26 protein-coding genes are annotated in these 23,097 nt (G+C 66.4%); 9 read left to right on the top strand and 17 right to left on the bottom strand.

The features are described 5' to 3' along the window. Positions 1–15 precede the first annotated feature (15 nt). Positions 16–231 carry a hypothetical protein gene (locus NS4_RS31465; protein ID WP_084487139.1) on the bottom strand — a complete coding sequence of 72 codons (216 nt, stop codon included), beginning with the start codon at positions 229–231 and terminating at the stop codon, positions 16–18. Beyond that, complete coding sequence (locus NS4_RS32175) at positions 228–881, bottom strand: hypothetical protein (protein WP_157106015.1); 654 nt, start codon at positions 879–881, stop codon at positions 228–230. The genes NS4_RS31465 and NS4_RS32175 overlap by 4 nt, the downstream gene beginning before the upstream one ends. Positions 882–1,108: 227 nt before the next feature. On the opposite strand from NS4_RS32175, the gene NS4_RS11995 reads away from it, so the two are divergent. Next, entirely contained in the window at positions 1,109–2,062 is a 954-nt protein-coding gene (locus NS4_RS11995; RefSeq protein WP_369690209.1) for a helix-turn-helix domain-containing protein, read from the top strand. Beyond that, positions 2,059–2,250 carry a DUF397 domain-containing protein gene (locus NS4_RS11990; protein ID WP_063059598.1) on the top strand — a complete coding sequence of 64 codons (192 nt, stop codon included), beginning with the start codon at positions 2,059–2,061 and terminating at the stop codon, positions 2,248–2,250. Before NS4_RS11995 ends, NS4_RS11990 begins: the two co-directional genes overlap by 4 nt. A gap of 235 nt (positions 2,251–2,485) precedes the next feature. Here the strand turns inward: NS4_RS11990 and NS4_RS11985 are convergent, their stop codons facing one another. The 3 genes from NS4_RS11985 to NS4_RS11975 form a co-directional block, all read right to left on the bottom strand. Further along, complete coding sequence (locus tag NS4_RS11985) at positions 2,486–2,968, bottom strand: RDD family protein (protein WP_063059597.1); 483 nt, start codon at positions 2,966–2,968, stop codon at positions 2,486–2,488. A 304-nt stretch (positions 2,969–3,272) separates the two neighbouring features. After that, entirely contained in the window at positions 3,273–4,106 is an 834-nt protein-coding gene (locus tag NS4_RS11980; protein ID WP_063059596.1) for an SAM-dependent methyltransferase, read from the bottom strand. A 127-nt stretch (positions 4,107–4,233) separates the two neighbouring features. Beyond that, on the bottom strand, positions 4,234–5,001 hold the full coding sequence (locus tag NS4_RS11975) for an alpha/beta fold hydrolase (RefSeq protein ID WP_063059595.1): 768 nt from the start codon (positions 4,999–5,001) through the stop codon (positions 4,234–4,236). A gap of 84 nt (positions 5,002–5,085) precedes the next feature. Here NS4_RS11975 and NS4_RS11970 point away from each other — a divergent pair, with 84 nt between their 5' ends. Further along, on the top strand, positions 5,086–5,697 hold the full coding sequence (locus tag NS4_RS11970; protein ID WP_063059594.1) for a TetR/AcrR family transcriptional regulator: 612 nt from the start codon (positions 5,086–5,088) through the stop codon (positions 5,695–5,697). A gap of 66 nt (positions 5,698–5,763) precedes the next feature. Here NS4_RS11970 and NS4_RS11965 read toward each other — a convergent pair whose 3' ends face one another. Together NS4_RS11965 and NS4_RS11960 are read right to left on the bottom strand one after the other, a co-directional pair. Further along, a complete protein-coding gene (locus NS4_RS11965; protein WP_063059593.1) occupies positions 5,764–6,525 on the bottom strand; it encodes a dienelactone hydrolase family protein in 762 nt (253 codons plus the stop codon). A 155-nt stretch (positions 6,526–6,680) separates the two neighbouring features. After that, the gene (locus NS4_RS11960) at positions 6,681–7,085 is read right to left on the bottom strand and encodes a winged helix-turn-helix transcriptional regulator (RefSeq protein ID WP_063059592.1); all 405 of its coding nucleotides are present in this window, start codon (positions 7,083–7,085) and stop codon (positions 6,681–6,683) included. 79 nt (positions 7,086–7,164) lie between these two features. Here NS4_RS11960 and NS4_RS11955 point away from each other — a divergent pair, with 79 nt between their 5' ends. Then, positions 7,165–7,575 (top strand): RidA family protein, encoded by a 411-nt coding sequence (locus NS4_RS11955; RefSeq protein ID WP_063059591.1) that lies wholly within the window; start codon positions 7,165–7,167, stop codon positions 7,573–7,575. A gap of 37 nt (positions 7,576–7,612) precedes the next feature. Here NS4_RS11955 and NS4_RS11950 read toward each other — a convergent pair whose 3' ends face one another. From NS4_RS11950 to NS4_RS11925, 5 genes are all read right to left on the bottom strand, one after another. Next, a complete protein-coding gene (locus NS4_RS11950) occupies positions 7,613–8,197 on the bottom strand; it encodes a dihydrofolate reductase family protein (protein ID WP_063059590.1) in 585 nt (194 codons plus the stop codon). Between the two features lie 561 nt (positions 8,198–8,758). Then, complete coding sequence (locus NS4_RS11940; protein ID WP_063059588.1) at positions 8,759–9,229, bottom strand: hypothetical protein; 471 nt, start codon at positions 9,227–9,229, stop codon at positions 8,759–8,761. Positions 9,230–9,335: 106 nt separating this feature from the next. Then, complete coding sequence (gene ilvC / locus NS4_RS11935; RefSeq protein WP_174552090.1) at positions 9,336–10,337, bottom strand: ketol-acid reductoisomerase; 1,002 nt, start codon at positions 10,335–10,337, stop codon at positions 9,336–9,338. A 111-nt stretch (positions 10,338–10,448) separates the two neighbouring features. Next, positions 10,449–10,952 (bottom strand): acetolactate synthase small subunit, encoded by a 504-nt coding sequence (gene ilvN / locus NS4_RS11930; RefSeq protein WP_030521893.1) that lies wholly within the window; start codon positions 10,950–10,952, stop codon positions 10,449–10,451. Then, positions 10,949–12,874, bottom strand: a complete 1,926-nt coding sequence (locus tag NS4_RS11925) for an acetolactate synthase large subunit (RefSeq protein ID WP_063059586.1) — start codon at positions 12,872–12,874, stop codon at positions 10,949–10,951. The genes ilvN and NS4_RS11925 overlap by 4 nt, the downstream gene beginning before the upstream one ends. 289 nt (positions 12,875–13,163) lie before the next feature. On the opposite strand from NS4_RS11925, the gene NS4_RS11920 reads away from it, so the two are divergent. Together NS4_RS11920 and ilvD are read left to right on the top strand one after the other, a co-directional pair. Further along, positions 13,164–14,000, top strand: coding sequence for a PH domain-containing protein (locus NS4_RS11920; RefSeq protein WP_245665302.1), 837 nt, complete (start codon positions 13,164–13,166; stop codon positions 13,998–14,000). 149 nt (positions 14,001–14,149) lie between these two features. Further along, positions 14,150–15,991 carry a dihydroxy-acid dehydratase gene (gene ilvD, locus NS4_RS11915; protein WP_063059585.1) on the top strand — a complete coding sequence of 614 codons (1,842 nt, stop codon included), beginning with the start codon at positions 14,150–14,152 and terminating at the stop codon, positions 15,989–15,991. A 127-nt stretch (positions 15,992–16,118) separates the two neighbouring features. On the opposite strand, the gene NS4_RS11910 is transcribed toward ilvD, so the two are convergent. Then, complete coding sequence (locus NS4_RS11910; RefSeq protein WP_245665300.1) at positions 16,119–16,814, bottom strand: DoxX family protein; 696 nt, start codon at positions 16,812–16,814, stop codon at positions 16,119–16,121. A 339-nt stretch (positions 16,815–17,153) separates the two neighbouring features. On the opposite strand from NS4_RS11910, the gene NS4_RS11905 reads away from it, so the two are divergent. After that, complete coding sequence (locus NS4_RS11905) at positions 17,154–18,260, top strand: PQQ-dependent sugar dehydrogenase (protein ID WP_063059583.1); 1,107 nt, start codon at positions 17,154–17,156, stop codon at positions 18,258–18,260. Here NS4_RS11905 and NS4_RS33645 read toward each other — a convergent pair. Then, positions 18,257–18,382, bottom strand: a complete 126-nt coding sequence (locus tag NS4_RS33645; protein WP_281218944.1) for a hypothetical protein — start codon at positions 18,380–18,382, stop codon at positions 18,257–18,259. The two genes, NS4_RS11905 and NS4_RS33645, sit on opposite strands and share 4 nt — an antisense overlap. Before the next feature lie 128 nt (positions 18,383–18,510). On the opposite strand from NS4_RS33645, the gene NS4_RS11900 reads away from it, so the two are divergent. Further along, complete coding sequence (locus NS4_RS11900) at positions 18,511–19,407, top strand: hypothetical protein (RefSeq protein ID WP_157106013.1); 897 nt, start codon at positions 18,511–18,513, stop codon at positions 19,405–19,407. Here NS4_RS11900 and NS4_RS11895 read toward each other — a convergent pair. Further along, entirely contained in the window at positions 19,404–20,033 is a 630-nt protein-coding gene (locus NS4_RS11895) for a GyrI-like domain-containing protein (RefSeq protein ID WP_245665298.1), read from the bottom strand. The two genes, NS4_RS11900 and NS4_RS11895, sit on opposite strands and share 4 nt — an antisense overlap. After that, positions 20,017–20,553: a PadR family transcriptional regulator gene (locus tag NS4_RS11890; protein ID WP_063059580.1), complete on the bottom strand. Its 537-nt coding sequence runs from the start codon at positions 20,551–20,553 to the stop codon at positions 20,017–20,019. The genes NS4_RS11895 and NS4_RS11890 overlap by 17 nt, the downstream gene beginning before the upstream one ends. A gap of 275 nt (positions 20,554–20,828) precedes the next feature. On the opposite strand from NS4_RS11890, the gene NS4_RS11885 reads away from it, so the two are divergent. After that, positions 20,829–21,395 carry an NADPH-dependent FMN reductase gene (locus NS4_RS11885; RefSeq protein ID WP_063059579.1) on the top strand — a complete coding sequence of 189 codons (567 nt, stop codon included), beginning with the start codon at positions 20,829–20,831 and terminating at the stop codon, positions 21,393–21,395. Between the two features lie 179 nt (positions 21,396–21,574). Here the strand turns inward: NS4_RS11885 and gatB are convergent, their stop codons facing one another. Next, positions 21,575–23,083, bottom strand: coding sequence for an Asp-tRNA(Asn)/Glu-tRNA(Gln) amidotransferase subunit GatB (gene gatB / locus NS4_RS11880; RefSeq protein WP_063059578.1), 1,509 nt, complete (start codon positions 23,081–23,083; stop codon positions 21,575–21,577). Positions 23,084–23,097: the final 14 nt, after the last annotated feature.

Raw genomic sequence — 23,097 nt, 5'->3', positions numbered from 1 at the left:
TTGGGCGTGGAGGCTTCAGCGGTCCAGGTAGAGGCGTTCACACGGGAGACGTGGGAGGTCGGCCGGATCTTCACAGAGGACGGCAGCCGTGTGGGCGCCGTGGTGTGCGGTCCACTCCTGGAGGAAGCGTTCCGCGGCGGTGGGGTGGGCTCGGTAGTCGAGGCGGAGGCCGTCGAGGAAGACTGTGAGGTGTACATCGGCGCCGACCTGTTGGATTGCGTGGGTGTTCATGGCCGCGCCCGCGTGAGAACAGTCAGTAGCCGTTGCAGCATCGCGAGGGATGGGCACGTGCTCGGGGTGGGCGGCCCAACCAGCGGATAGGTGAGGCCGCGAGAGACGGCGCGGGGGCTGCGGGTGGCGGGGACGAGTTTGCCGGCCTCTACCAGGAGGGCGAAAGCGGCGGCTTTACGGGGGCAGTCCAAGGGAGTGCAATCCAGGTGGGTCTGCATGATGTGGTGCGCGTCTGCGATTTGCAGCCGGGTGTCGGGCTCGCTGTGCCAGACCTCTGGCAACCAGACGGGTTCGTGGGGAACGTCATGTGGATTCGTACCAATTTTCATCCAGAGCTGCCCCGGACACACCGTCATGAGGTCGCAGGTCTCGCAGACTCGGCCGGGGTGGTTTTCGAGATGCGCGAGGTCGGGAGTGATCAGCGTTGTTGTGCCGGTCGCGCGAACGATCTCGAGGACGTGACCGATGGCGTCCGGGACGGAGTCGGGGCCGAGTCGGACTACGTAGACCAGCGTGTGACGCTGCCATCGGGCGAGTCGACGGATAGCTTCCATGTCGCGGGCCTCATAGGGCGAGAGGTCGGTTCGAAGATAACCGATCGCGCGGGGTCGATGCGGGTGCTGTATTTCGTTCACCGGACGTAACGTCATCTGTTCTATCCCTTTTTCGGAGATGGCGATTTGGCCGGTGACCGCGCATGGCAATTCATGCCGGCACGGCAATGCGATTCCGGCAGCTTTCTGAATATGCGCAATGAAAGTATTTGCGCTCGGGGTTTATCCGAGTTTGCGGTCATCGGGTGGATACAGTAGACACCGAAAGCTGGTCGCTGAAAAGGCTATTCGGGACCATCCGGCCAGGTCACCAGGCGTCCAGTATGGGTAGGTCCAGAAAACATAGGTCCGTACTGGACCACGATGAGATAGCGAGGGTGGGCATGGCTATTGGTTCGACTCTTCCACGGCGCGCTTTGGGGCGGCGACTTCGGGAACTGCGGGTCCAATCCAAGAAGAGTCAGTTGGCCGCAGGCTTGGCGATCGAAGTGTCCAAGCAAGGGATCGGGAGGTTGGAAGAGGGGCAACCGGTTCGGATCAGTACCGCGCAGTTCCGGGATCTACTGGAGTTCTATGGGGCCGACGACGAAGTAACGGATGAGGTTCTGGGCCTTGTCCAAGAAGTGAAGGTGGCGAAGGGCGATCCGTCGCGTGGGTGGTGGCGCACCTACGCCGATGTGGTGAACCCACACTTCGACCACTTCATGAGCCTCGAGCAGGCGTGCTCCCGGATGACCGCATTCCAGCTGACGCTCCTGCCCGGGTTGGTGCAGACTGCCGAGTATCGCCGGTGGCTGGTTCGGACGGCCGACCCCGAAATGCCGGCGGTAGACGTCGACCGGCGACTCGAGCTGATGGAGAGGCGGCAACGCAGACTTGTTGCGAATCAGCAGTTCACAATCGATGTACTGCTTTCGGAAGCAGCATTGCGACACCAGGTGGGGGGACGCCATGTGATGGCCGGTCAGGCTCAGCACCTCGTCGATCTGGGAAGGATGCCGAATGTTTCCATCCGGGTGATTCCATTCGGTGTCGGCGGGCACTCTGGATTGATCGTCCAGTCGTTCACCCTCTTCGAGTTCCCAACCCTGCGTACAGCTCGCGCCCCGGAACCGCCGGTCGTGTTCGTGGAGGGCTTTACGGGAGCGCTGTTCTTGGAGGAAGACAGCGCGATCGAACGCCACAGGCAAGCCTTGGCAGATCTTCACGCGGTAGCGTTGAGTGCCGACGACAGTAGGCGCCTGATACAGGAGATCGCAGAGGAGTTTGGCGCGTGACCAGGGATCTAACCGGCGTTAGCTGGTTCAAGAGTAGCTATAGCCAACCGAGCGGAGATTGCGTGGAGGTCGCGCATGCGACCGATGCGGTCGGTGTCCGGGATTCGAAGAACCCCGCTGGACCCATGCTCGTCTTCGCCCCGGCCGAGTGGGATGCGTTCATACGGGAGATCTCGTCCAGTATCTGAGTGCCACGACTACATGGCGACTGAATCCGCCGCGATGATCCGCAGCAGTAACATCCGTACGCCGAACAATGCGGAAACGTCAGTTCCTCTGCGACACGATCTCAGATGATCAACATACGCGCGGAGACGAACGCGAGCGCGAAGACGACGGTGACTCGTTCACCGGTGCGACAACGCTTATCGCTACCGCACCGGTTGGTGCGGTAGCGACAAGCGGCCGTCGGAATTACCAAAACTATGTGTCGATGACCTGGGTCCCACCCGCCGCGTTGTCGTGCCAACCCTGCTTCGTCGGACTCGAGCTGATCGTGAACGCGATGGCGATCGCCGCGACGAACCACAGCAACCCGCCCACCCACGGGATCAGGTTGAGCAGCATGTAGGCGTTGCGGACCGCGGAGTCCTTGAGGCTGGGTTTCGGTGCTGTACCCGAACCATTGACATGCAGGCTGAGGAGTTTTTTGCCGGGTGTCGAGCCGGAGGACACTTCGAAGAGAACGAAGTACAGCCAGCCGAAGCCGGCGCCGGGGAGGACCGAGACCCAGTCGGGGAGGTCCCAGACCGTGCCGAGGAGCCAGAAGAAGATGGCGCCGATGATGCCGGCGATGATCCAGTCGACGAACCTGGCTACCGCGCGTTTGCCCAGGCCGGCGGGTTTGATGCTGCCGGCGGGGCTTGCTGTGGGGCTGTATGTGGGGTCGAATCCACCTGCGGTCATCACGCCTCCTAGCGAACGCTGTGTGGCTCCGGGTGCCTGTCACGTGCTCACGGCATGTCGATCTTCGAGGATTCCACGCTGGGGGCGGCAGCGGCGGTCTCGACACTGTTTCGTGTCCATCTCGCAGTACGGCCTCAATACGGTTGATGGCGGAAAGCGACCGGTAGGACGCATGCGGCGGGTAGGAGGAAGCGGGCCGACGGGCGGTTCACCGCGTCGGCGGCGAGGTCTGCGACTCCCTTGTCGTGCGCCGCGGCGCCACCGCGACCACGGGGTCGGGGGCGCTGCGGGCAATCGACGACTGTTATTTCTTGCGGCCTACGGCCGCGTAGCCGGCGGCCGGGGGGCGGGGGGCACCGGTCGGCAGCTCGGTGACCTCGGCCGCCGGCGACTGCGCCCCTTCGGGATACCAGTTCTCGATCGCGACGATGCCGGGCTCCAGCAACTCCAGGTCACGGAAGAAGCGCGAGACTCCGGCGTAGTCGCGGGCCTCCATCTCGATCCCGCTCTGCCGGTATGCCTGCACGGTGCCCTCGACCATGGCGGGGGCGAAATCGGTGGTCAGATGGGTCATCACCAGGTACGAACCGGACGGCAGCGGCGCGAGGAGGGTATCGACGATGTCGTAGATGCGGTCGCCGGGAACGAAATGGCACAGGGCGATGAGGCTCAAGGCCACCGGTCGGTCGAAATCCAAGGTTTCCCGCACCGCGGCCGCGGACAGGATCCGGTCGGGGGCGGTCAGATCGGATTGCACGTACTGGGTTACACCGTCGGGTGTTCCGACCAGCAGGGCCCGCGCGTGGGCGAGCACGATCGGATCGTTGTCCACGTAGACCACCCGGGCGTCGGGTGTCCTCTCCTGCGCCACCTGGTGCAGGTTCGGTTCGGTGGGGATTCCGGTGCCGATATCGAGAAACTGGCGGATCCCCAGCTCACTGAGGTGACGCACGGCGCGCACCATGAACGCGCGGTTGTCCCGCGCCACGCCGCGCACCGACGGGATGGCCTGCTCGATCTTCGCCGCGGCTTCCCGGTCGGCGGGATAGTTGTCCTTGCCGCCCAGGAAGTAGTCGTAGATGCGGGCGCTGTGTGCCCGGTCCTGCCGAAGGTCCGTCGAACCCTTGTGGTCTGCCACGATCTACTCCTCGCTCCGGCGCCGCTGTCCGCCGCAACGAGTTAACCACCTCGGGACACACCGCCGCATATGGACCTTTGTAAACACTTGTGCCACAGCGATTTCGGCCGACCGGTCGATCATCACGTCACGGAGAAGCGGGCGGGGCAAGGGCCCGCACCCCGTCGACACCGCGGCCGTGCGAAGACTCGCGGAGATCGCGACCGTCGGCGATATCGCGGATCAGGCGGGCGAAGCGTTGCGGTTCGGCCAGGGGCAGGTAATGCCCGGCCCCGGGCACCACGAGCAGCCTCGTCCGGGGCACGGCCGCGGCGAAACGCTGCTCGTGACCGCGGAAATGGTCGCGGCTCCCGTTGATCAGCCAGACGGGGCCGGCGTATCGACGGAGTTCGCCGAGCGGATCGAAAGTTGCAGTGGCCCTGGCGATATCGGGAATAACTTCGGTGGCGATACCGCCCGCCGCCACAGCAGCGGCGACCTGCGCGGGGAGGACGGCGTCGAAGAGGCGGCGGCTGAGCCGCTCGCCTCCGTCGCGCTGGGCCGACAGGAGCAGATGAGCGATCCGGAAGGGAATCGTCAGGGCGGCGTTCGGAATACGCGTCGACCCGGCGACCACCAGACCGGCCACGCGGTCGCCGAGTTCGGCGGCCGCCGCGATGGCGACGTAGCCGCCCAGCGAATGCCCGACGACCAGGGCCCGGCCGCCGACGCTGTCGATTGCCGCGCGGACGGTGTCGATCGCCGCGGGCATGGTGAAACGTTCGCCGCGACGTGCACCGTGCCCGGGAAGGTCGGGGGTCACCACGGATCGCTCGGTGCCGATATCGGCCTCGACGGCAACCCAGCAGCGGCCACTGAGCCGGATGCCGTGCACCAGAACCACGGGAAGAGCCATAACACCTCCAAATGCAACGCAACGTTGCGTTGCACTGTATCGAGCTCGGCTATGCAACGCAACGTTGCGTTGTATTGTCGCCATATGGATCAGGCAGCCGATACGAGCACGACCGCCCGGCCCCGCCGGGCCGAGGCGATCTTCGCGGCCACCCTCGAACTACTCGCCACCGCGGGGTACGAGGGGTTGACCATGGAGTCGGTCGCGCTGCGGGCCGGTGTCAACAAGACGACCCTCTACCGGTGGTGGAAATCCAAGGACGAGGTGCTCGCCGCCGCGCTGACCGGGTCGGATCTGCTCACTTTCCCGGTGCCCGACACGGGCAGCCTCCGCGGCGATCTCGTCGAGACGGCCCGGAGCATTCACCGCCTGCTCACCGATGCTGCGACCGCCCCCATCGCGGCCGCTGTCCTGGCGGCCTCCCCCGGTCGGCCGTCGCTGGCGGCGATCGGCCGCATGTTCTTCGCCGACCGCGCCGCCCGCGAACACCCGATCTTCCGCCGGGCGGTCGAACGCGGCGAACTCGATAACGGGGCCGATCCCCGCCTGATCATGGATATGCTCGCCGGGGCGATCTGGTTCCGCCTGTTCCTACGCACCGAACCGGTCGAGGCGGCCGATATCGAAGCAGCCGTCGATATGTTGCTCGGCGGCGTGGCGCCTCAACAGCACGAAGCTTCCGGCGGACGACCGTAATCCGCCGGTAACCGGGTTCGCCCGGTCCGCCGGGCGGCACAGCTCCACCCCGACGACCCGGCTCGGCTACCCCCGCAGAGTGCGGTCGAACAGGGCCAGCAGTTCACGGTAGTGCCGTTCGGCGAACTCGGCATCGTAGGCGGCGGTATCCGCCTGGGTGTAGCCGTGTTTCGCACCCTCGTAGACCTCGGTGCGGTGGCGCTCACCGGCCGCCGCGACCGCCTTGTCGAACCGATCGAAATGATCGGGCGCCTTCTCCACGTCTTCGCCGGCGTGGCCGAAATACAGCTCCCCCGTGATGTTCTCGACGAGCAGATGCGGGCTGTCCGCACTCTCGGTGATCAGCGGTCCGCCGTGGAATCCGGCCACCGCCGCGACCCGATCGGGGAACGCGGCCGCGACCAGCACCGCGAGTCGCGCACCCATGCAATAACCGGTGACACCGACCTTCCCCGCGGCGACCTGTGGCGCCGCGGCCAGCCAGGCGAGATAGGCTCCGGCATCGGAGCGCAGCAGCTCGGGTGTCAGCTCGCGGATCATCGGGAAGAGCTGCTGGAAGATCTCCGGCCGCGCCTCCGGGTCGATGAAATCCGGTAGCTCGATCACCGGCGCGGGACCGTGCCGGTAGAAGGCGTTCGGCAGCAGAACGGTGTAGCCGTGCGCGGCGATACGGTCGGCCATGGCACGCAGGCTGGGCCGCAGGCCGAAACCGTCCTGGATCAGCAGCACTCCCGGGTGGGCGGCCCCGTCGTCGGGGTGGGTGACGTACGCGTCGGCGACACCGTCGGGGGTCCGGATGTCGACCGACATACCGTGGACTTCATTCATCGTGAATCCTCCTGTGGTGTCGAGCGATCTCGAACATACCGGGTTCGCATCGGTCGATCCGATACGGGCGTCGAGCCTACTGATCGTGGTTCGGCGCGGACACTGTCGGTCCGCGCCGCCGGGGCCGCACGGTTCGTCGACTCCCCCGCGTCACTTCAGCTCGTACGTGGGGAGGCCTGTCCGGCTTCCACCTGCTGGTCGAACCGGGTGCGGGCACGTTCGACCTCGGGCAGGGTGCCGGTGGCCCAGCGCAGGAGCGCGTCGATGAGGTCCTGTAGCGACCGGCCGAGCGGCGTCAGCCGATACTCGACGGCGACCGGCCGGGTGTTTGTGACGACCCGGTCGACCATCCCATTGCGTTCGAGCCGCCGCAGCGCGGTGGTGAGTGATTTCTGTGTCACCACCGGGATGGCCCGGCGCAAGTCGTTGAAGCGCAGCGGGCCGTGCTCACACAGCGCGTCGAGCACCTGGAGCGACCATTTGTCGAGGACCTGATCGAGCAGTTCGCGGTGGGCCTGCGTGAGTTGCGGGCCCGGGGGCGGTGGCGCGGTTTCCGGCATGACACCTAGTCTCGTTGAAGTTCCCTTCGGACACCAGGTAGATATCGGATACCTGGTTGGATCAATGAAAGGGTCCCTCATGGCAGTGCAGTTGCTCACCCCCGAAGGCATGTTCGCCCCCGTGCCGTATCACCATGTCGCGATCGGCTCGGGCGCCCGGCAGGTACACGTGGCCGGCCAGATCGCGCGCGACGCCGCCGGCAATCCCGTGGCCACCGGCGATCTCGCCGGTCAGGTCGCCCATGCCCTGCGCAATACGGCACGCGGGCTGGCGGGGGCGGGAGCGACCTTCGCCGATGTCGTCCGGCTGCGCTTCTTCGTCACGCACTGGACCCCGGACAAGTACAGCGACTTCGTCGCGGGTATCGAGCGCGTCGTCGAGGAGCTCGGAATACCCCAGCCGTTGCCGCCCTTGTCGGCGATAGGTGTCGACTACCTGTTCGAGCCCGATGTGCTGGTCGAGGTTGAGGCATACGCCGTGCTGGACTGAGTGGTAGCGGGAGCGCGCGAGAAGCGCCGCCCGAACGTTACACGTGCAGGGTGGGACGGTAGATGAGCTCTTGGATATCGCCGTCGAGCGTCCGGCTCTCGATCAGCTCCAGATCGAAGTCGGCCGCGCCGCCGAAGATCGGGTCCGTGCCGGTCCGCCCGGTGATCACCGGGAAGATCGTCACCTGTACCCGGTCGACCAGGCCGGCGGCCAATAGCGCCCAGTTCATCGACAGGCTGCCGTGTGACCGCAATGGCAACTCGGACTCCGCCTTGAGCCGGGCGACGATATCGACGGCGTCTCCGCTCGCGATGGTCGCGTCCGGCCAGTCGAGTGACCCCGCCAAAGTACTCGACACCACCGTCGTGGGCAGGTTCCGCATCCGGGTGACCCAGGGGTCACCCACCCCGGACTCTTCGGTGCTCGCGCCCAGCATCTCCACGAACTGCCGAAAGGTGTTGGCGCCGAATATCATCCGCTGCTCGGTGCCGAACAGTTCGAATCGGCGGTCGAGCAGTTCGGGACCCTGCTTCCCCCAGTAGCCGCCCCAGTCGCCGCCTTCTCCGTAGGAGCCGTAGCCGTCGAGGCTGGAGAAAACGTCGAAGGTGTAGGTGGCGGTCATGGCGCTCTCCTCGGATGCGGTGATCGGGCACGTACAGGTACAGACCCGGGAGCACGGCGAAACTCATCGGGCGGGTGCCGGCGTCGATGACCCGCGGGCCCGGCAGGTAGCCACCACGCCGTTCGAGTCGGCGGCGCATTACGCGGTCGAGCGGGTTCTCCACTCGGAACGCACCAACTTCCGGTACGGGCCGGTCACGTGGGTGGCATCATCGGTCCGTGTCCTTGGGGTGACGCGGCGATGCGTAGACGAGCCATACCGTACGGCTGCCGTCGTCGATCACATATCGAATCCGGCCGCCGCTCGTCACCTCGTACTCCCACTGCTCGAGGTCGGCTCCATTGTGCCGATGTGTGCCGAGGTCGCCACGCAGTCGGTGCTGACGATCGGGGTTCGTACGCGAGCGCGGGTCGGCACGAAGCACCTCGAAACAGCGGCGAGTATTCGGCAGCGCCAGCCGACAGAGCTCCTCCCAACCACGAACTGCATCGGTGGTACCGAAGCGGACTTCCCACTCGCCATCCGGCGCGGGCACTGTAACCCGGTCGCCACGCTTCGGGCTCATATGGTGAGGTCCACAGGGCCGAAATCACCGCTGGTCGGAGTTTGCGCTGCGCGATACCCGTCCGGGTCGGCCTTGATGCGCGCAGTTGCCCGCCATCCCGCAATGGCCTCTCGGACAGCGGGGTCGGCATCCAATTCGGCTGCGTCCGAGAGCACTTCGGCCAGTTCGACCGTGAATTCCCGGATTTCCTCTTCGGAGAGGTGCCGCACCCAGGGAAATACATCCGGGATAGCCAAGCGCAGCGTCGCGGCGGCCGCGTCGTGTTTCAGTAGGGCCAGAAAGAGCCGGGAAGCGGCCGATAGCGACTCGTCCCGTAAGTCTTGCCGGTCGGCGGCCGTGAGATAGAAATCCACCGCATCGCGGTGCGTGATGCGCACCCGGCCGAGCCGGGTGGCTCGCTCGGCAACCTCTTTGGGATGCCGCGACAGGTCGGAAAAGGTGACGTGGTCATCGGCAGTCAGGCTCACGATGACATCGTATATCAGAATATGATCTGAATACAGGGCTCGGTTACGGCAGGGGCCCTCCCGCAAGCTGCGGAAGGGCCCCTTTCAGCGCTCGTCGGCGAACCGCTCAGGCGGTTTCGGTGATCGGCCGGTCCACCCAGCTCATCAGGTCGCGCAGCTTCTTACCGGTGACCTCGATCGGGTGCTCGGCGTTCTGCTTGCGCAGGCCCTCGAGCTCCTTGTTGCCGCCCTCGACATTGGCGACCAGCCGCTTGACGAAGGTGCCGTCCTGGATGTCCTTGAGGATGTCCTGCATCCGCTTCTTGGTGTCGGCGTCGATGACCCGCGGGCCCGACAGGTAGCCACCGAATTCGGCGGTGTCGGAGACCGAGTAGTTCATGCGGGCGATACCGCCCTCGTACATCAGGTCGACGATCAGCTTCAGCTCGTGCAGCACCTCGAAGTAGGCCATCTCCGGGGCGTAACCGGCCTCGACCATGACCTCGAAACCGGTCTTGACCAGTTCCTCGGTGCCACCGCACAGCACGGCCTGCTCACCGAAGAGGTCGGTTTCGGTCTCTTCCTTGAAGGTGGTCTTGATGACGCCGGCGCGGGTGCCGCCGATGCCCTTGGCGTAGGACAGCGCCAGGGCCTGGCCCTCGCGCTTCGGGTCCTGGTCGATGGCGATCAGGGCGGGGACACCCTTGCCGTCGACGAACTGGCGGCGCACCAGATGGCCGGGGCCCTTGGGGGCGACCATGCCGACGGTGATCTCGGCGGCCGGCTTGATCAGGCCGAAGTGGATATTGAGGCCGTGGCCGAAGAACAGGGCGTCGCCGTCCTTCAGATTGGGCTCGATGTCATTGGTGAAGATCGAGGCCTGCGCGGTGTCGGGGGCGAGCAGCATGATGACGTCGGCCCACTCCGAGACCTCGGCGGGGGTGCCCACGGTCAGCCCGGCCTCTTCGGCCTTGGCCCGCGACTTGGAGCCTTCCTTGAGGCCGATGCGGACCTCGACGCCGGAATCGCGCAGGCTCAGCGAATGCGCGTGCCCCTGGCTGCCGTAACCGATCACCGCGACCTTACGGCCCTGGATGATCGACAGGTCGGCATCGTCGTCGTAGAACATCTCGACTGCCACTTGGTGGTATCCCTTCTGACTTATTCGAACCCGCGAAACGCGGGAAACGGTAAACGAGGCACGTAATGCGGCCGGGCGCGGGGTGCGCCCGGCCACGGATCAGCGGGTGGCGGTGATGGACTTCGGTCCGCGGCCCACGGCCACCACCCCGGATTGCACGATCTCCCGGATGCCGTACGGCTCGAGCATGCGCAGCAGCGCGTCGAGCTTGGACCGGGTGCCGGTCGCCTCGACGGTGAGGGCGTCGGGCGAGACGTCGATGACCTTGGCGCGGAACAGGTTGACCGATTCGATCACCTGGGTGCGCACGCTGGCGTCGGCGCGGACCTTCACCAGGATCAGTTCGCGGGCCACGGAGGTCTCCGGGTCCTGCTCGACGATCTTGATCACATTCACCAGCTTGTTGAGCTGTTTGGTGACCTGCTCCAGCGGAAGATCGTCCACGGTGACCACGATGGTCATCCGGGAGATCTCCTTGACCTCGGTGGCGCCGACGGCCAGGGATTCGATATTGAATCCGCGCCGGGAGAACAGGCTGGCGACCCGGGCCAGCACGCCGGGCTTGTCCTCGACCAGGACGCTGAGGGTGTGGGTGGTGCTCATGACGGGTTCCCCTCGGTCTCGGCCTGCTCGCGGTTCATGGCCTCGTGGATGACGGCGGGTTCGGCGGCCTGCTCGTCCTCGTCGAACAGCGGGCGGATACCGCGCGCGGCCATGATCTCGTCGTTACTGGTGCCGGCGGCGACCATCGGCCACACCTGGGCGTCCTTACCGACGATGAAATCGATCACCACGGGACGGTCGTTGATCGACTGCGCCTCGCGGATCGCGGCCTCGACGTCCTCTTCCTTCTCCACCCGGATACCGTGGCAGCCCAGGGCCTCGGCCAGCTTCACGAAATCGGGGATCCGCAGACCGTGGGTCTTGAGATCGGTATTGGAGTAACGCTGGTCGTAGAACAGGGTCTGCCACTGGCGGACCATACCCAGGTTGCCGTTGTTGATCAGCGCGACCTTGATCGGCACACCCTCCACCGCGCAGGTGGCGAGTTCCTGATTGGTCATCTGGAAGCAGCCGTCACCGTCGACCGCCCACACCTCGCGATCGGGCTGACCCATCTTGGCGCCCATCGCGGCGGGAACCGCGTACCCCATGGTCCCGGCGCCGCCGGAGTTCAGCCAGGTCCGCGGCTTCTCGTACTTGATGAACTGGGCGGCCCACATCTGGTGCTGGCCGACACCCGCGCAGTAGATGGCGTCGGGGCCGGCCAGGCGGCCCAGGGTCTCGATGACGAACTCCGGCGACACCGACCCGTCCGACGGCTTGCTCCAGCCGAGCGGGTAGGCGTCGCGGATGCCGTCGAGGTAGGTCCGCCAGGCGGTCAGGTCGAGTTCGAAACCGGCCGGGTCGGCGCGCAGCGTCTCGATGAGTTCGGTGATCACCTCACGGCAGTCGCCGACGATCGGCACATCCGCGTGCCGGTTCTTACCGATCTCGGCCGGGTCGATATCGGCGTGGATGACCAACGCGTCGGGCGCGAAGGAATCCAGCTGCCCGGTGACGCGGTCGTCGAAGCGGGCGCCGAGGGTGACGAGCAGATCGGATTTCTGCAGGGCGGCCACCGCGGCCACGGTGCCGTGCATACCCGGCATACCCATATTGAGTTCATGGCTGTCGGGGAACGCGCCGCGCGCCATCAGGGTGGTGACCACCGGGATACCGGTGAGCTCGGCGAGCTCGAGCAGTTCGGCCGACGCCTCGGATTTGATCACCCCGCCGCCGACGTAGAGCACGGGCTGGCTGGACTCGGCGATCAACCGGGCGGCCTCGCGCACCTGCTTACCGTGCGGTTTGGTGACCGGACGGTAGCCGGGCAGCCGCATCTCCGGCGGCCAGCTGAAGGTGGTCTGTTCCTGCAGCACATCCTTGGGGATGTCCACCAGCACCACCCCGGGCCGGCCGCTCGACGCCAGGTAGAAGGCCTCGGCGAGGATGCGCGGGATATCGACGCCCTCTTTGATCAGGAAGTTGTGCTTGGTGATCGGCATGGTGATGCCGGAGATATCGGCTTCCTGGAAGGCGTCGGTACCGATGAGGCTGCGGCCGACCTGACCGGTGATCGCGACCATCGGCACCGAGTCCATCTGGGCGTCCGCGATCGGGGTCACCAGATTGGTCGCGCCGGGACCGGAGGTCGCCATACACACACCGACCTTGCCGGTGGCCTGGGCGTATCCGGTGGCCGCGTGGCCCGCGCCCTGCTCGTGCCGCACGAGCACATGGCGCACCTTGGTCGAATCGAAGAGCGGATCGTAAACAGGAAGGACAGCACCGCCCGGAATACCGAATACGGTATCGACGCCGAGCTCCTCGAGGGAGCGGACGACGGACTGCGCGCCGGTGACCCGCTCGGGCGGGACCTGGCGGCGGTTGGCCTGGGTGGTCGGAGCGCCGGCCGGAGCCGACGGGTTCGAAGGCGCGGGCCTGCGGGCCGCGGGCCCGGGCCGGGTAGTTGGTGCGCTCACCGTCTTGGTTCCTTACTGCTTGTCGTTCACTGGTCCCGACATAAAAAAGCCCTCGACAGCCGGCGGCTGTTCGAGGGTGGCGCGTCGCAGTGCGAGCTGACGTATTCGACTCCGGATCGTCTGGCTCAGCGCTGGACGCGCCGGCCGATTACGAGCAACTCGTTTCGATTCACGCGCATGACGGTATGTGTGCGTGTGGTGCGGAGTCAAACAGCTGACCGCCGACTTCCCATTATGTGGGAAGGTAGCGGGTGCTCACGCCGGTCCACCATGATGCGAGGATGGTGAGGTGTCATCACCGCATCAGTCCGTGCCACCTCCTGAATCGTCCCACAACCCCGCTGCCGCGGAGGTAACGGGTGGGGATACGGCACCGCCCGAACCCAAGCGTGTGATCCGCACGACACGTCTGTCCTTCCTCGGGGTGTTCCTCCTCGCGATGTGCGTGTTCTTCCCCATCGTCGGCTGGCCGGCCGGGTTGTTCTGGCTCGCGTTGATCCCCCTTGCCGTGCTCGTCTGGATCGTGCGGACACAGACGACGGTCTCGCCGGCCGGACTCGATCTGCGCTCGGTCTTCTCTTCCCGGCATATCGACTGGGCGCAGCTGAAGGGTCTGAGCATCCCAAAACGCGGATTCGTCCGCGCCCATCTCGACGACGACAGCGAGGTGCCGCTGCCGGCGGTGAGCTACGACCGGCTGCGTGATCTGGTGGACGCCTCCGGCGGGCGCATCCCGGACCCGTTCGCGGTCCCCGACCCGGCCCCGGCCGCCTCCGACACCGGCACCACCGACATCACCGCGTCCGAGGACGCCACCCCCGGCACCGACGACGCCACCCCCGGCACCGACGACGCAACACCCGGCACCGACGACGCGACACCCGGCACCGAAGCCGGCAGTCCCGCGCCCGTCGGCGCGTCCGATGACTCGGTACCCGCCGCCGCAGCCGATGACGCGGCACGACACGACGCGGGTTCCCACGACACGGCGCCCGGTCCCGCGACTTCCGACGACACGGCGCCCGGTCCCGCGACTTCCGACGACACGGCGCCGGGCGACGCGACTTCCGACCGGCCCACAGCCGGTGGCTCCGGAAAGACGCGCGCCGACTCCGACGACTCCTGACCCCCTCCAGGGCTGCCGATACCGGCCCCGAGCCCGCTTCCGAACGGGAGTAGCCTGGAAAATCGCCGATCGCACCCGACCGCGGTCCCCGCGCCGGGCGGTACGGCGCTGTCGCAACTTTCAGCCCCGCGACCCGACCGAGGACACTCATGCCACCGCTTCGCTCCCGAACGACCACCATCGGCCGCAATGCCGCCGGCGCCCGCGCCCTGTGGCGGGCCACCGGTATGACCGATTCCGATTTCGGCAAGCCGATCGTCGCCATCGCCAACTCCTACACCCAGTTCGTGCCCGGGCACGTGCATCTCAAGGACGTCGGTGAGATCGTGGCCGACGCGGTGCGGGAAGCGGGCGGGGTACCGCGGGAATTCCACACCATCGCGGTGGACGACGGAATCGCCATGGGCCACGGCGGCATGCTCTATTCGCTGCCCAGCCGGGAGATCATCGCCGATTCGGTGGAGTACATGGTGAACGCGCACACCGCCGACGCGCTGGTGTGCATCTCCAACTGCGACAAGATCACCCCGGGCATGCTGAACGCCGCCATGCGGTTGAACATCCCCGCGGTTTTCGTCTCCGGCGGGCCGATGGAAGCCGGTAAGGCCGTGGTCGTGGGCGGGGTCGCGCAGGCCCCGACCGACCTGATCACCGCCATCTCGGCCAGCGCGAATTCCGCGGTGACCGATGACGGATTGAGCGAGGTCGAGCGCAGCGCCTGCCCGACCTGCGGTTCCTGCTCCGGCATGTTCACCGCCAACTCGATGAACTGCCTCACCGAGGCCCTGGGTCTGGCGCTGCCGGGCAACGGGTCGACACTGGCCACCCACGCAGCCCGCCGCGCCCTGTTCGAGCGCGCCGGCACGATCGTCGTCGATATCGCGACCCGCTGGTACCGCGACGACGACGCCTCGGTGCTGCCGCGCAATGTCGCGAACGAGAAAGCCTTCCGCAACGCCATGGCTCTGGACGTGGCGATGGGCGGGTCCACCAACACCGTCCTGCACACGCTGGCCGCGGCGCAGGAGGGCGAGATCGATTTCGATCTGCACACCATCGAGACCATCAGCCGCAAGGTGCCGACACTGTCGAAGGTTTCACCGAACTCGGACTACCACATGGAAGACGTGCACCGGGCCGGCGGTATCCCAGCGATCCTCGGCGAGCTGCGCCGGGCCGGGCTGCTGGAAACCGATGTCACGACCGTGCACAGCGCCTCGGTGGACGAATGGCTCGACACCTGGGACATCCGTTCCGGCAGGGCGTCCGAGGAAGCGCTGGAACTCTTCCACGCGGCCCCGGGCGGGGTGCGCACCACCGAACCCTTCTCGACCGAGAACCGCTGGTCGTCGCTGGACACCGATGCCGCGGGCGGCTGCATCCGCGATATCGAACACGCCTACACCGCCGAGGGCGGACTGGTCGTGTTGCGCGGCAATCTCGCCGTCGACGGCGCGGTGCTCAAAACCGCCGGTATCGACGAGGAACTGTTCTCCTTCGAGGGCCCGGCCGTAGTGGTCGAATCCCAGGAGGAAGCGGTCTCGGTGATCCTGGGCAAGAAGATCCGGCCCGGTGATGTGCTCGTGGTGCGGTACGAGGGCCCGGCCGGCGGCCCGGGGATGCAGGAGATGCTGCACCCGACCGCGTTCCTCAAGGGCGCGGGCCTGGGCAAACAGTGCGCCCTGATCACCGACGGCCGGTTCTCCGGCGGCACCTCGGGCCTGTCGATCGGCCATATCTCGCCGGAGGCGGCCAGCGGCGGGGTGATCGGCCTGGTGGAGAACGGCGACCGGATCCGCATCGATGTCGCGACCCGCACCCTGGAGGTCGTCGTCGACGAAGCGGTTCTGGCCGAACGCCGGGCCAAGATGGAGGCCCGCGAGCGGCCGTGGCAGCCGCAGAACCGGGAACGGCCGGTCACCACCGCGCTGCGTGCCTATGCCGCGATGGCGACCTCGGCCGACAAGGGCGCGGTCCGGCACGTCCCCTGATCCCGGCGAAGACGGATAAGGCCGCCCCCTCACCAGAACGACACGGTCGCCGCAACCTCCAGGAACGGAGTGTTGCGACGACCGCGTGAACCTACGGAACCGAGGGGGCGCCTTCGCGTCTGCCGGGTCAGTCGAAGGGACCGATACCGGTCAGCGGGTTGCCGTCCTGGAGCCACCAGTAGGTGAGCACCGCGGCGGCGACCGCCAAGACGAAGACCCCGAACGATCCCGCGCCCGGCCGGACCGCCCAGCCCCGCCCGCGATCGAGCGACCAGCGTCCGGGCCCGGTGAAGAGGACAGCGACCGCGGTACCGAGGAGAATGCTCTCCATCTCCACCGCGCCCGGCCCGGCCTTGTACTGGAATCCGGGATGCATTCCCTGCTTCCAGAACCAGGCGTCCAGGATCACCGCCAGCACCGCGCCCGCGGCCAGCGGCGTGGCCAGGCCCAGGATCAGCAGCGCCCCACCGCCCACCTCACCGGCGGTGACCATGGCGGCGGCCAGCGAGGGATGTTTCCAGCCGCTGCTCTCCATCATGGTTCTGGTGCCGTCCAGGCCGGGACCGTGGAACCAGCCCGTCAGCTTCTGCAGGCCGTGATAGAGGAAGGTGGCTCCCACGACCAGCCGCAGGATGAAGAGCCCGAAGTCGAGGGTGCCGCGGCGGAAATCGCCGTTGCGGCGGCGCAGGCCCCCGTTGGGCTGATTACCGGCCGGCGGGATGCTCGCATAGTCGTAGGTGTCGTCCCGGTTTCCGGGGGCGCCGGGGCCACCGGGGCCGGGCGTGTCGGCCGGTGTGCCACCGGTGGTCGCCGATGCGTTCACCGGAATCTCCTTCGTCATGGCCACCGGGGGGAACTGGCCGGTCGGAGAATCGTAGGGACTTCCGACCCCGCCCGCGGTGGTCGACACCGCGCGCTGCTCCCCGGTAGACAGATTCCCGGGCCCCGCGGCCTCGGAGGACGCGGACCCGTTTCTCGCCTTGGCACTCACTCCTCAACAGTAAGCCGACGAACTGCCCGGCACCGGCTGAATCGGCGGCGTGTCCGTGCCACGTGCCGGCTGCGTGGCGCAGAGCGGACGTACCCGTGCCGAATGGACGCTTCCCGCCGCGGCAGGGGCTTCGAGGCACGGTCGGCGTCGTTTCCACTACGTTGGGAGATTATGAGGTCGGTTGGCGCGCGGCGCGTGACGGTGGGGCTGGTACTCGGAGCGTTGGTGCTGAGCGGCTGCGCCCGATTCGACGATTCCGCATCCAGTCCGTTCACCCCGGAACCGACGCTGGACGGTGCGGAACTCGAGCCCAAGAAACCCCAGCAGTCCGAGAGTTCCACCACCCGGCCCAGCGGTCCGTGTATCGACCCGGACCCGGCCGTGGTGGTGAGCTGCCTCGACACCACCGGCGGACTGGTCGAGATGGGCGGGTACGCGCTGGTGGCCGAACGCCGTACCGGCCGGATCCTGCAGGTGGCGCCGGAACAGCAGCCGATCGAAGTGGCCCGGGTCGACGTCGACCCCGCGGGCGACGGCGGTTTGAGCGATATCGCGATCTCCCCCACCTACGCCGAGGACGGGCTGATCTACGCCTATATCACCACACCCAGCGACAATCGGGTGGTGCGCTTCGCCGAGGGCGGCCCGGCGAAACCGGTTCTGACCGGAATCCCCAAGGGCGCCAACGGTAATCGCGGCGCGATCGAATGGTCGAAACCCGATCAGATGCTGGTGCTCACCGGCGACACCGGCAATCCCGCCGCAGCCGCCGATCCCGGGAGCACGGCCGGAAAGCTACTGCGGGTGAACAATCCGAGCTCCAACGGGAACGCGCCCACCGAGGTCGCGGTCGCCGGGATCGGCTCGGCCGGCGATATCTGCCTCGGCGGTGACCAGATCTGGATCACCGACCGCATCCCTGCCATGGACCGGCTCCAGCGGATCGGCCCCGACGGCGTGGTCACCACCGCCTGGACCTGGCCCGACCGGCCGGGCGTGGCGGGGTGCGCGGTAACTCCCGAGGGCGTGGCGATTTCGCTGACCGACGCGAAAGCGCTCGCGATGGCCACGCCGGACCCCAAGACCTACGCGGTCACCGCACCGCCGAGCGTTTTCGTCGCCAACAAATACGGCCGCCTGCTCGGCGCGTCTCCGGCGATGGACGGGACCATCTGGGTGTCTACGGCCAACAAATCCGACGGTGGCGAGCCGACACCGAACGACGACCGGGTGGTGCGCATCCCGCCGCCGTCCGCCGGTGGTGGCGGACCGGACTAACGCGCCACGATCTGCCGCGGCAGCGGCACCACGACTCGCATGCCCAACTCCACCACGGGTTTCACCGGGCCACTGGGCGGACGAGTTTCGAGTTCGGGGATCGGGCCACCGGGCTCGAGCACTCGGCGCTCTTCACGCAGCACTGTCGCCTACGTCGAGCGCAGACCGCGTATAGTGGGCCGCCTGTCCGGTTACGGAGTGGTGGTGTGTCGCGGCGGCCGCCGCACAGCGGTTTGAACACACCCCGCGGTTGCGCACCCCGAGCAGGAGGGCTTCTCTGACATCGCGCGAATGGCAGCAGGCCGCCAAACGCCTCATCGACGTGGCCGAATCGTTCACCGGTTTCACCGGCGAGGGAGTAATCCGGCCCATTTCGCGCACAGTTGAAGCGGCAGCGGACACATTCGTATCCAAGGACGGCGTGATCGTATCCAATAGATTCGCGTCACCACCGCACGCCTTCTTCGGGCATCCGATCTACACATCCGTCGAGGATGCTGTCGCGAGCGATCGCCTGATGCAGAACATTTACGGCGATCTGTATCACACGGATTACTCGGCGGTATCCGGGGTGCATGCCAAAGAGTTGATCGTGCGACTGCCCGCGCAATTACATCTCAAGATGAGAGATTTCATGGGGGCAACCGATCGAGCGGGTTGGCGCGATCCGGGAATATGGGTCGGGGACGCCGATACCTTGGATCTGGGACATCGGTACATGAATCGCCACAACTGGCCCGTCATGGCGTTGATGAGCTTGGGAGGAAACGAATCCAAGCGAATAGCAGGAATATACCTCGACGACCACCGAGCCCTCTTACACGGGAACGGATATACACGAAAGTACAGTAATTCGATCCTGCACGAGTTCGGACATGCCACCGACGATCTGATGTCGCGCATGTCCGCAGACAGGGACAACTACATAAAACGAGTTCACATACCCGCGATGAGAGACATCATCGAAAACGGATCTCCGCAAGCAGGCAAAGCCATCGACCGATGGATCGAAAGACCCCATGAAACCTGGGCAGAAGGCTTCGCGTGGTACTACGATGATTATGGTGATACGTTTTTCGATTCACCCAAGGCGACCAGGTTGATGTCGGAATATTTCAGCGAAGTCGACAGCGCGATCAGGTCCTAGGTGCACTGGACGGGCTGCCGGAGGATGGTGCGCAGTTTCTCGGGCGCCACCTTGCGAGCGTCACCGAGATAGATCTCATGGTGCCGGCCGACCATCCGAAACCCGTTTTCCGGTAAGAATTCATGGTGCATTCGTGCCAGTACCTCGGTCTCGTCATCGTAGGAGCCGATGTGTAGCGTCTGCACACAGCGCCCCTCGGACAGGCCGTCCAGGCGTACATCGAGCAGCCGCGCCGGTCGGTTCTTGGCCGCGACCTGTTCGACGGCGGCCGCGAACAGGCCGGGATCTATCCAGTCCGGGACCATGATCATCAACGTCCAGTCCCAGCGGGACTTGTCACGCGCGGCGGTGAAGGAATCCATATCGTCGGCCCACCACAGTCCCTCCAGCGGCATGACGACATAGTCGCGCCCGAGTTCGCGTTTACTGGCGAACTTGAGGGCGTAGGCCAGGGGGTAGAGCGCCTCGGTCGCGTGCGCGAAGGCGGGGTCGGTATTTGGATCACCGTGCCCGTCGATCATGAGGTACCGCAGATCGGGCACGTCCACCACCTGGAATCGGCCCTGCCGGGCGCGATAGGCCTCGATCTCCTTCTTGAAGTCGATCTTGTCAGCCGTTTTGTCCACCATCGGGCACCTGGACTCGCTGCGCGAGCCACGACCTCTCTGCCTCCAGGAGGCTCAGCGAATAGGAGAAGACCTCGCGCGCGGGTGGCGCGAGGGGGGATTGCGCGGACGCCGCCGCCTCGATCGCGGCGATACGTGCTCGGACCCGCTCGAGCCTGTCGGCCAATGCCTGTGTGTATTCCGGCTCGGAGAGCAGCGGAAGATTCGAGACACCCACGAGGAAGGGATTCGGTACCGGGTGCGCCTCCGCGACGAGCGCGAGCGCCACACGCGCGGCCACCTCCCGTCCCGCCGCGGTGGCATGGAAGACACGTCGGCCCTTCGCGGCGGCGGGAGCCTCGGGGACGTGCACGTACCCGCGCCTCTCGAGTTTGGCGAGCAGGTAGTAGATCGATGAGAATCCGATCTCGGTCCACTGCCGTATCCCCCTGCGCTCGACGACCTGTTCCAGGTCGTAGCCGTGCTGCGGGCGCTCGATGACGAGACCCAGCACGATCAGTTCGGACGGCGTCAGCTCCACCCGCCTATCCTAGCACTAGGATAAACCGAAACGGGCGCTTTCGCATCGCTGAAAGACGACCCCGGTACGCACTCGCGCCCTCACGCAGCAACGGCGGCATACCGTGTCGATCACGAAGAAAAGTGCCCTGAACTGCAAGAATATGACGTCTCGAGGGGCATGCTCGTCACATGTGACTCATCCAGAACCAGCCGATGGCCGGCCCCGTAACGCCGACCGACCCTCACACGCCGGACAACCACGCCGTACTACCAGTAGAAAGCGCGGAATTCACCATGGGCACCTACAAGGTCGGTTACTTCGTCGGCAGCCTCTCGTCCACATCCATCAATCGGGTGCTGGCACGGGCGCTGATAAAGCTCGCCCCCGAGAATCTCGAATTCACCGAGATCCCCATCCGAGACCTGCCGCTCTACAGCCAGGACTACGACGCGAACTATCCACCCGAAGGGATCGCACTCAAAGACGCGATCGCCGGGGTCGATGCCGTGCTGTTCGTCTCCCCCGAGTACAACCGCTCGATCCCGGGCGCGCTGAAGAACGCGATCGATTGGGCGTCACGCCCATGGGGCGAGAACTCGTTCGACCACATCCCCGCCGCCGTGATCGGCGCTTCCATCGGCGCGATCGGCACGGCCGTCGGCCAGCAGAGCCTGCGCGCGGTGCTGAGCTTCTGCAACGCGCGGCAGATGACCGCCCCCGAGGCCTACATCCACTACACACCCGAGGTCTTCGGCGACGACGGCACCGTGCGCAATGCCTCCACCGAGGAATTCCTGCGCGGGTACATGAGCGAGTTCGGCAACCATATCCATCGCGTCCACACCGTTCTGCCTCGCTGAAGACCGGGGGATCCGAGGGCGGAGCTGCCCCTGCGAGGGGCGCGGGACCGGTAGGTTCGGTCCCCGCCGCCACCCACTACCGAAAGGAGGCGGTGCCCGGATTTTCCGGACGTTGCCCGGCACCCGCGGTTGGTCCGCGCAGGCGGACCAACCGCAATGATCACGAGATCGAGGTCGCCTCAGCCCCCGCAGGCGGCGAGCACCAGTTCTCTGACCCGGGCCGCATCCGCCTGGCCCCGGGTCGCCTTCATGACATCACCGACGATCTTGCCCGCGGCCTGGACCTTGCCGGACCGGATCTTGTCGGCGATATCGGGATTGGCGGCCAGCGCCTTGTCGACCTCGGCCTGCAGCGCGCTGTCGTCGCTGACCATGCCCAGGCCCTTGCTCTCCACGATATGGGCCGGATCGCCTCCACCGTCGAGCACCAGGTCGACCACCTGTTTGGCGACTTTGTTGTTCACCGTCTTGGCCTCCACCAGGCCGATCACCTCGGCCACCTGGGCGGGGGTGATCGGCAGGTCTTCGAGGGCGACACCGCGCTCGTTGGCCTTCTCGGTGAGGTAGGCGACCCACCAGGAGCGCGCTTCCTTGGCGGGCGCGCCGGCATCGACCGTGGCGATGATCAGATCCAGCGCACCGGCGTTCACCAGATCGCGCATCACCTCGTCGGAGACACCCCAATCCGACTGGATGCGCGCGCGGCGCAGCCACGGATATTCGGGAATGGTGCCACGCAGCTCATCCACCCAGGCCGCGTCGGGCGCGACCGGTTCCAGATCGGGTTCGGGGAAGTAGCGGTAGTCCTCGGCGGTCTCCTTGCGGCGGCCCGGAGAGGTGGAACCGTCGGCCTCGTGGAAGTGCCGGGTCTCCTGGATCACCTCGCCGCCGGTCGCCAGGACCGCGCCCTGGCGGCGCATCTCGAACCGGACCGCGACCTCGACGCTCTTGAGCGAGTTCACATTCTTGGTCTCGGTGCGGGTGCCGAAGACCTCGGCGCCGACCGGCATGAGCGAGACATTGGCGTCGCAGCGCAGCGATCCGTGTTCCATCCGGACATCGGAGACATCCAAGGACTTCAGCAGATCGCGCAGGGCGGTCACGTAGGCGCGCGCGACCTCGGGCGCGCGCTCGCCCGCGCCGGTGACCGGTTTGGTGACGATCTCGATGAGCGGTACCCCGGCCCGGTTGTAATCGAGCAGGGAGTGGCTCGCCCCGTGGATACGACCGGTCGCGCCGCCGACGTGCACCGACTTGCCGGTGTCCTCTTCCATATGCGCGCGTTCGATCTCCACCCGGAAGGTGGTGCCGTCGTCGAGCGGGACGTCGAGGTATCCGTCGGTGGCGATGGGTTCGTCGTACTGGCTGATCTGGTAGTTCTTCGGCTGGTCGGGGTAGAAGTAGTTCTTGCGCGCGAACCGGCCCCACGGGGTGATCGAACAGTTGAGCGCCAGGCCGATCCGCACCGCCGACTCCACGGCCTGCTGGTTGACCACCGGCAGCGAACCGGGCAGGCCCAGGCAGACCGGGCAGACCTGGGTGTTGGGATCGGCGCCGAAGGTGGTGGGGCAACCGCAGAACATCTTGGTCGCGGTGTTCAGCTCGACATGGACCTCCATGCCGAGCACCGGCTCGTACCGGGTGAGGACCTCGGCGTAATCCATGAGTTCGACGGTGGGTGCGCTCATGGCCCACAGTCTAA

This window comes from Nocardia sienata NBRC 100364, assembly GCF_001613205.1.
In the GTDB taxonomy this organism is placed as follows: Bacteria; Actinomycetota; Actinomycetes; order Mycobacteriales; family Mycobacteriaceae; genus Nocardia; species Nocardia sienata.
The sequence above is the reverse complement of the archived record's forward strand: the minus strand, read 5'-3'. Positions and strand labels throughout refer to the sequence as shown.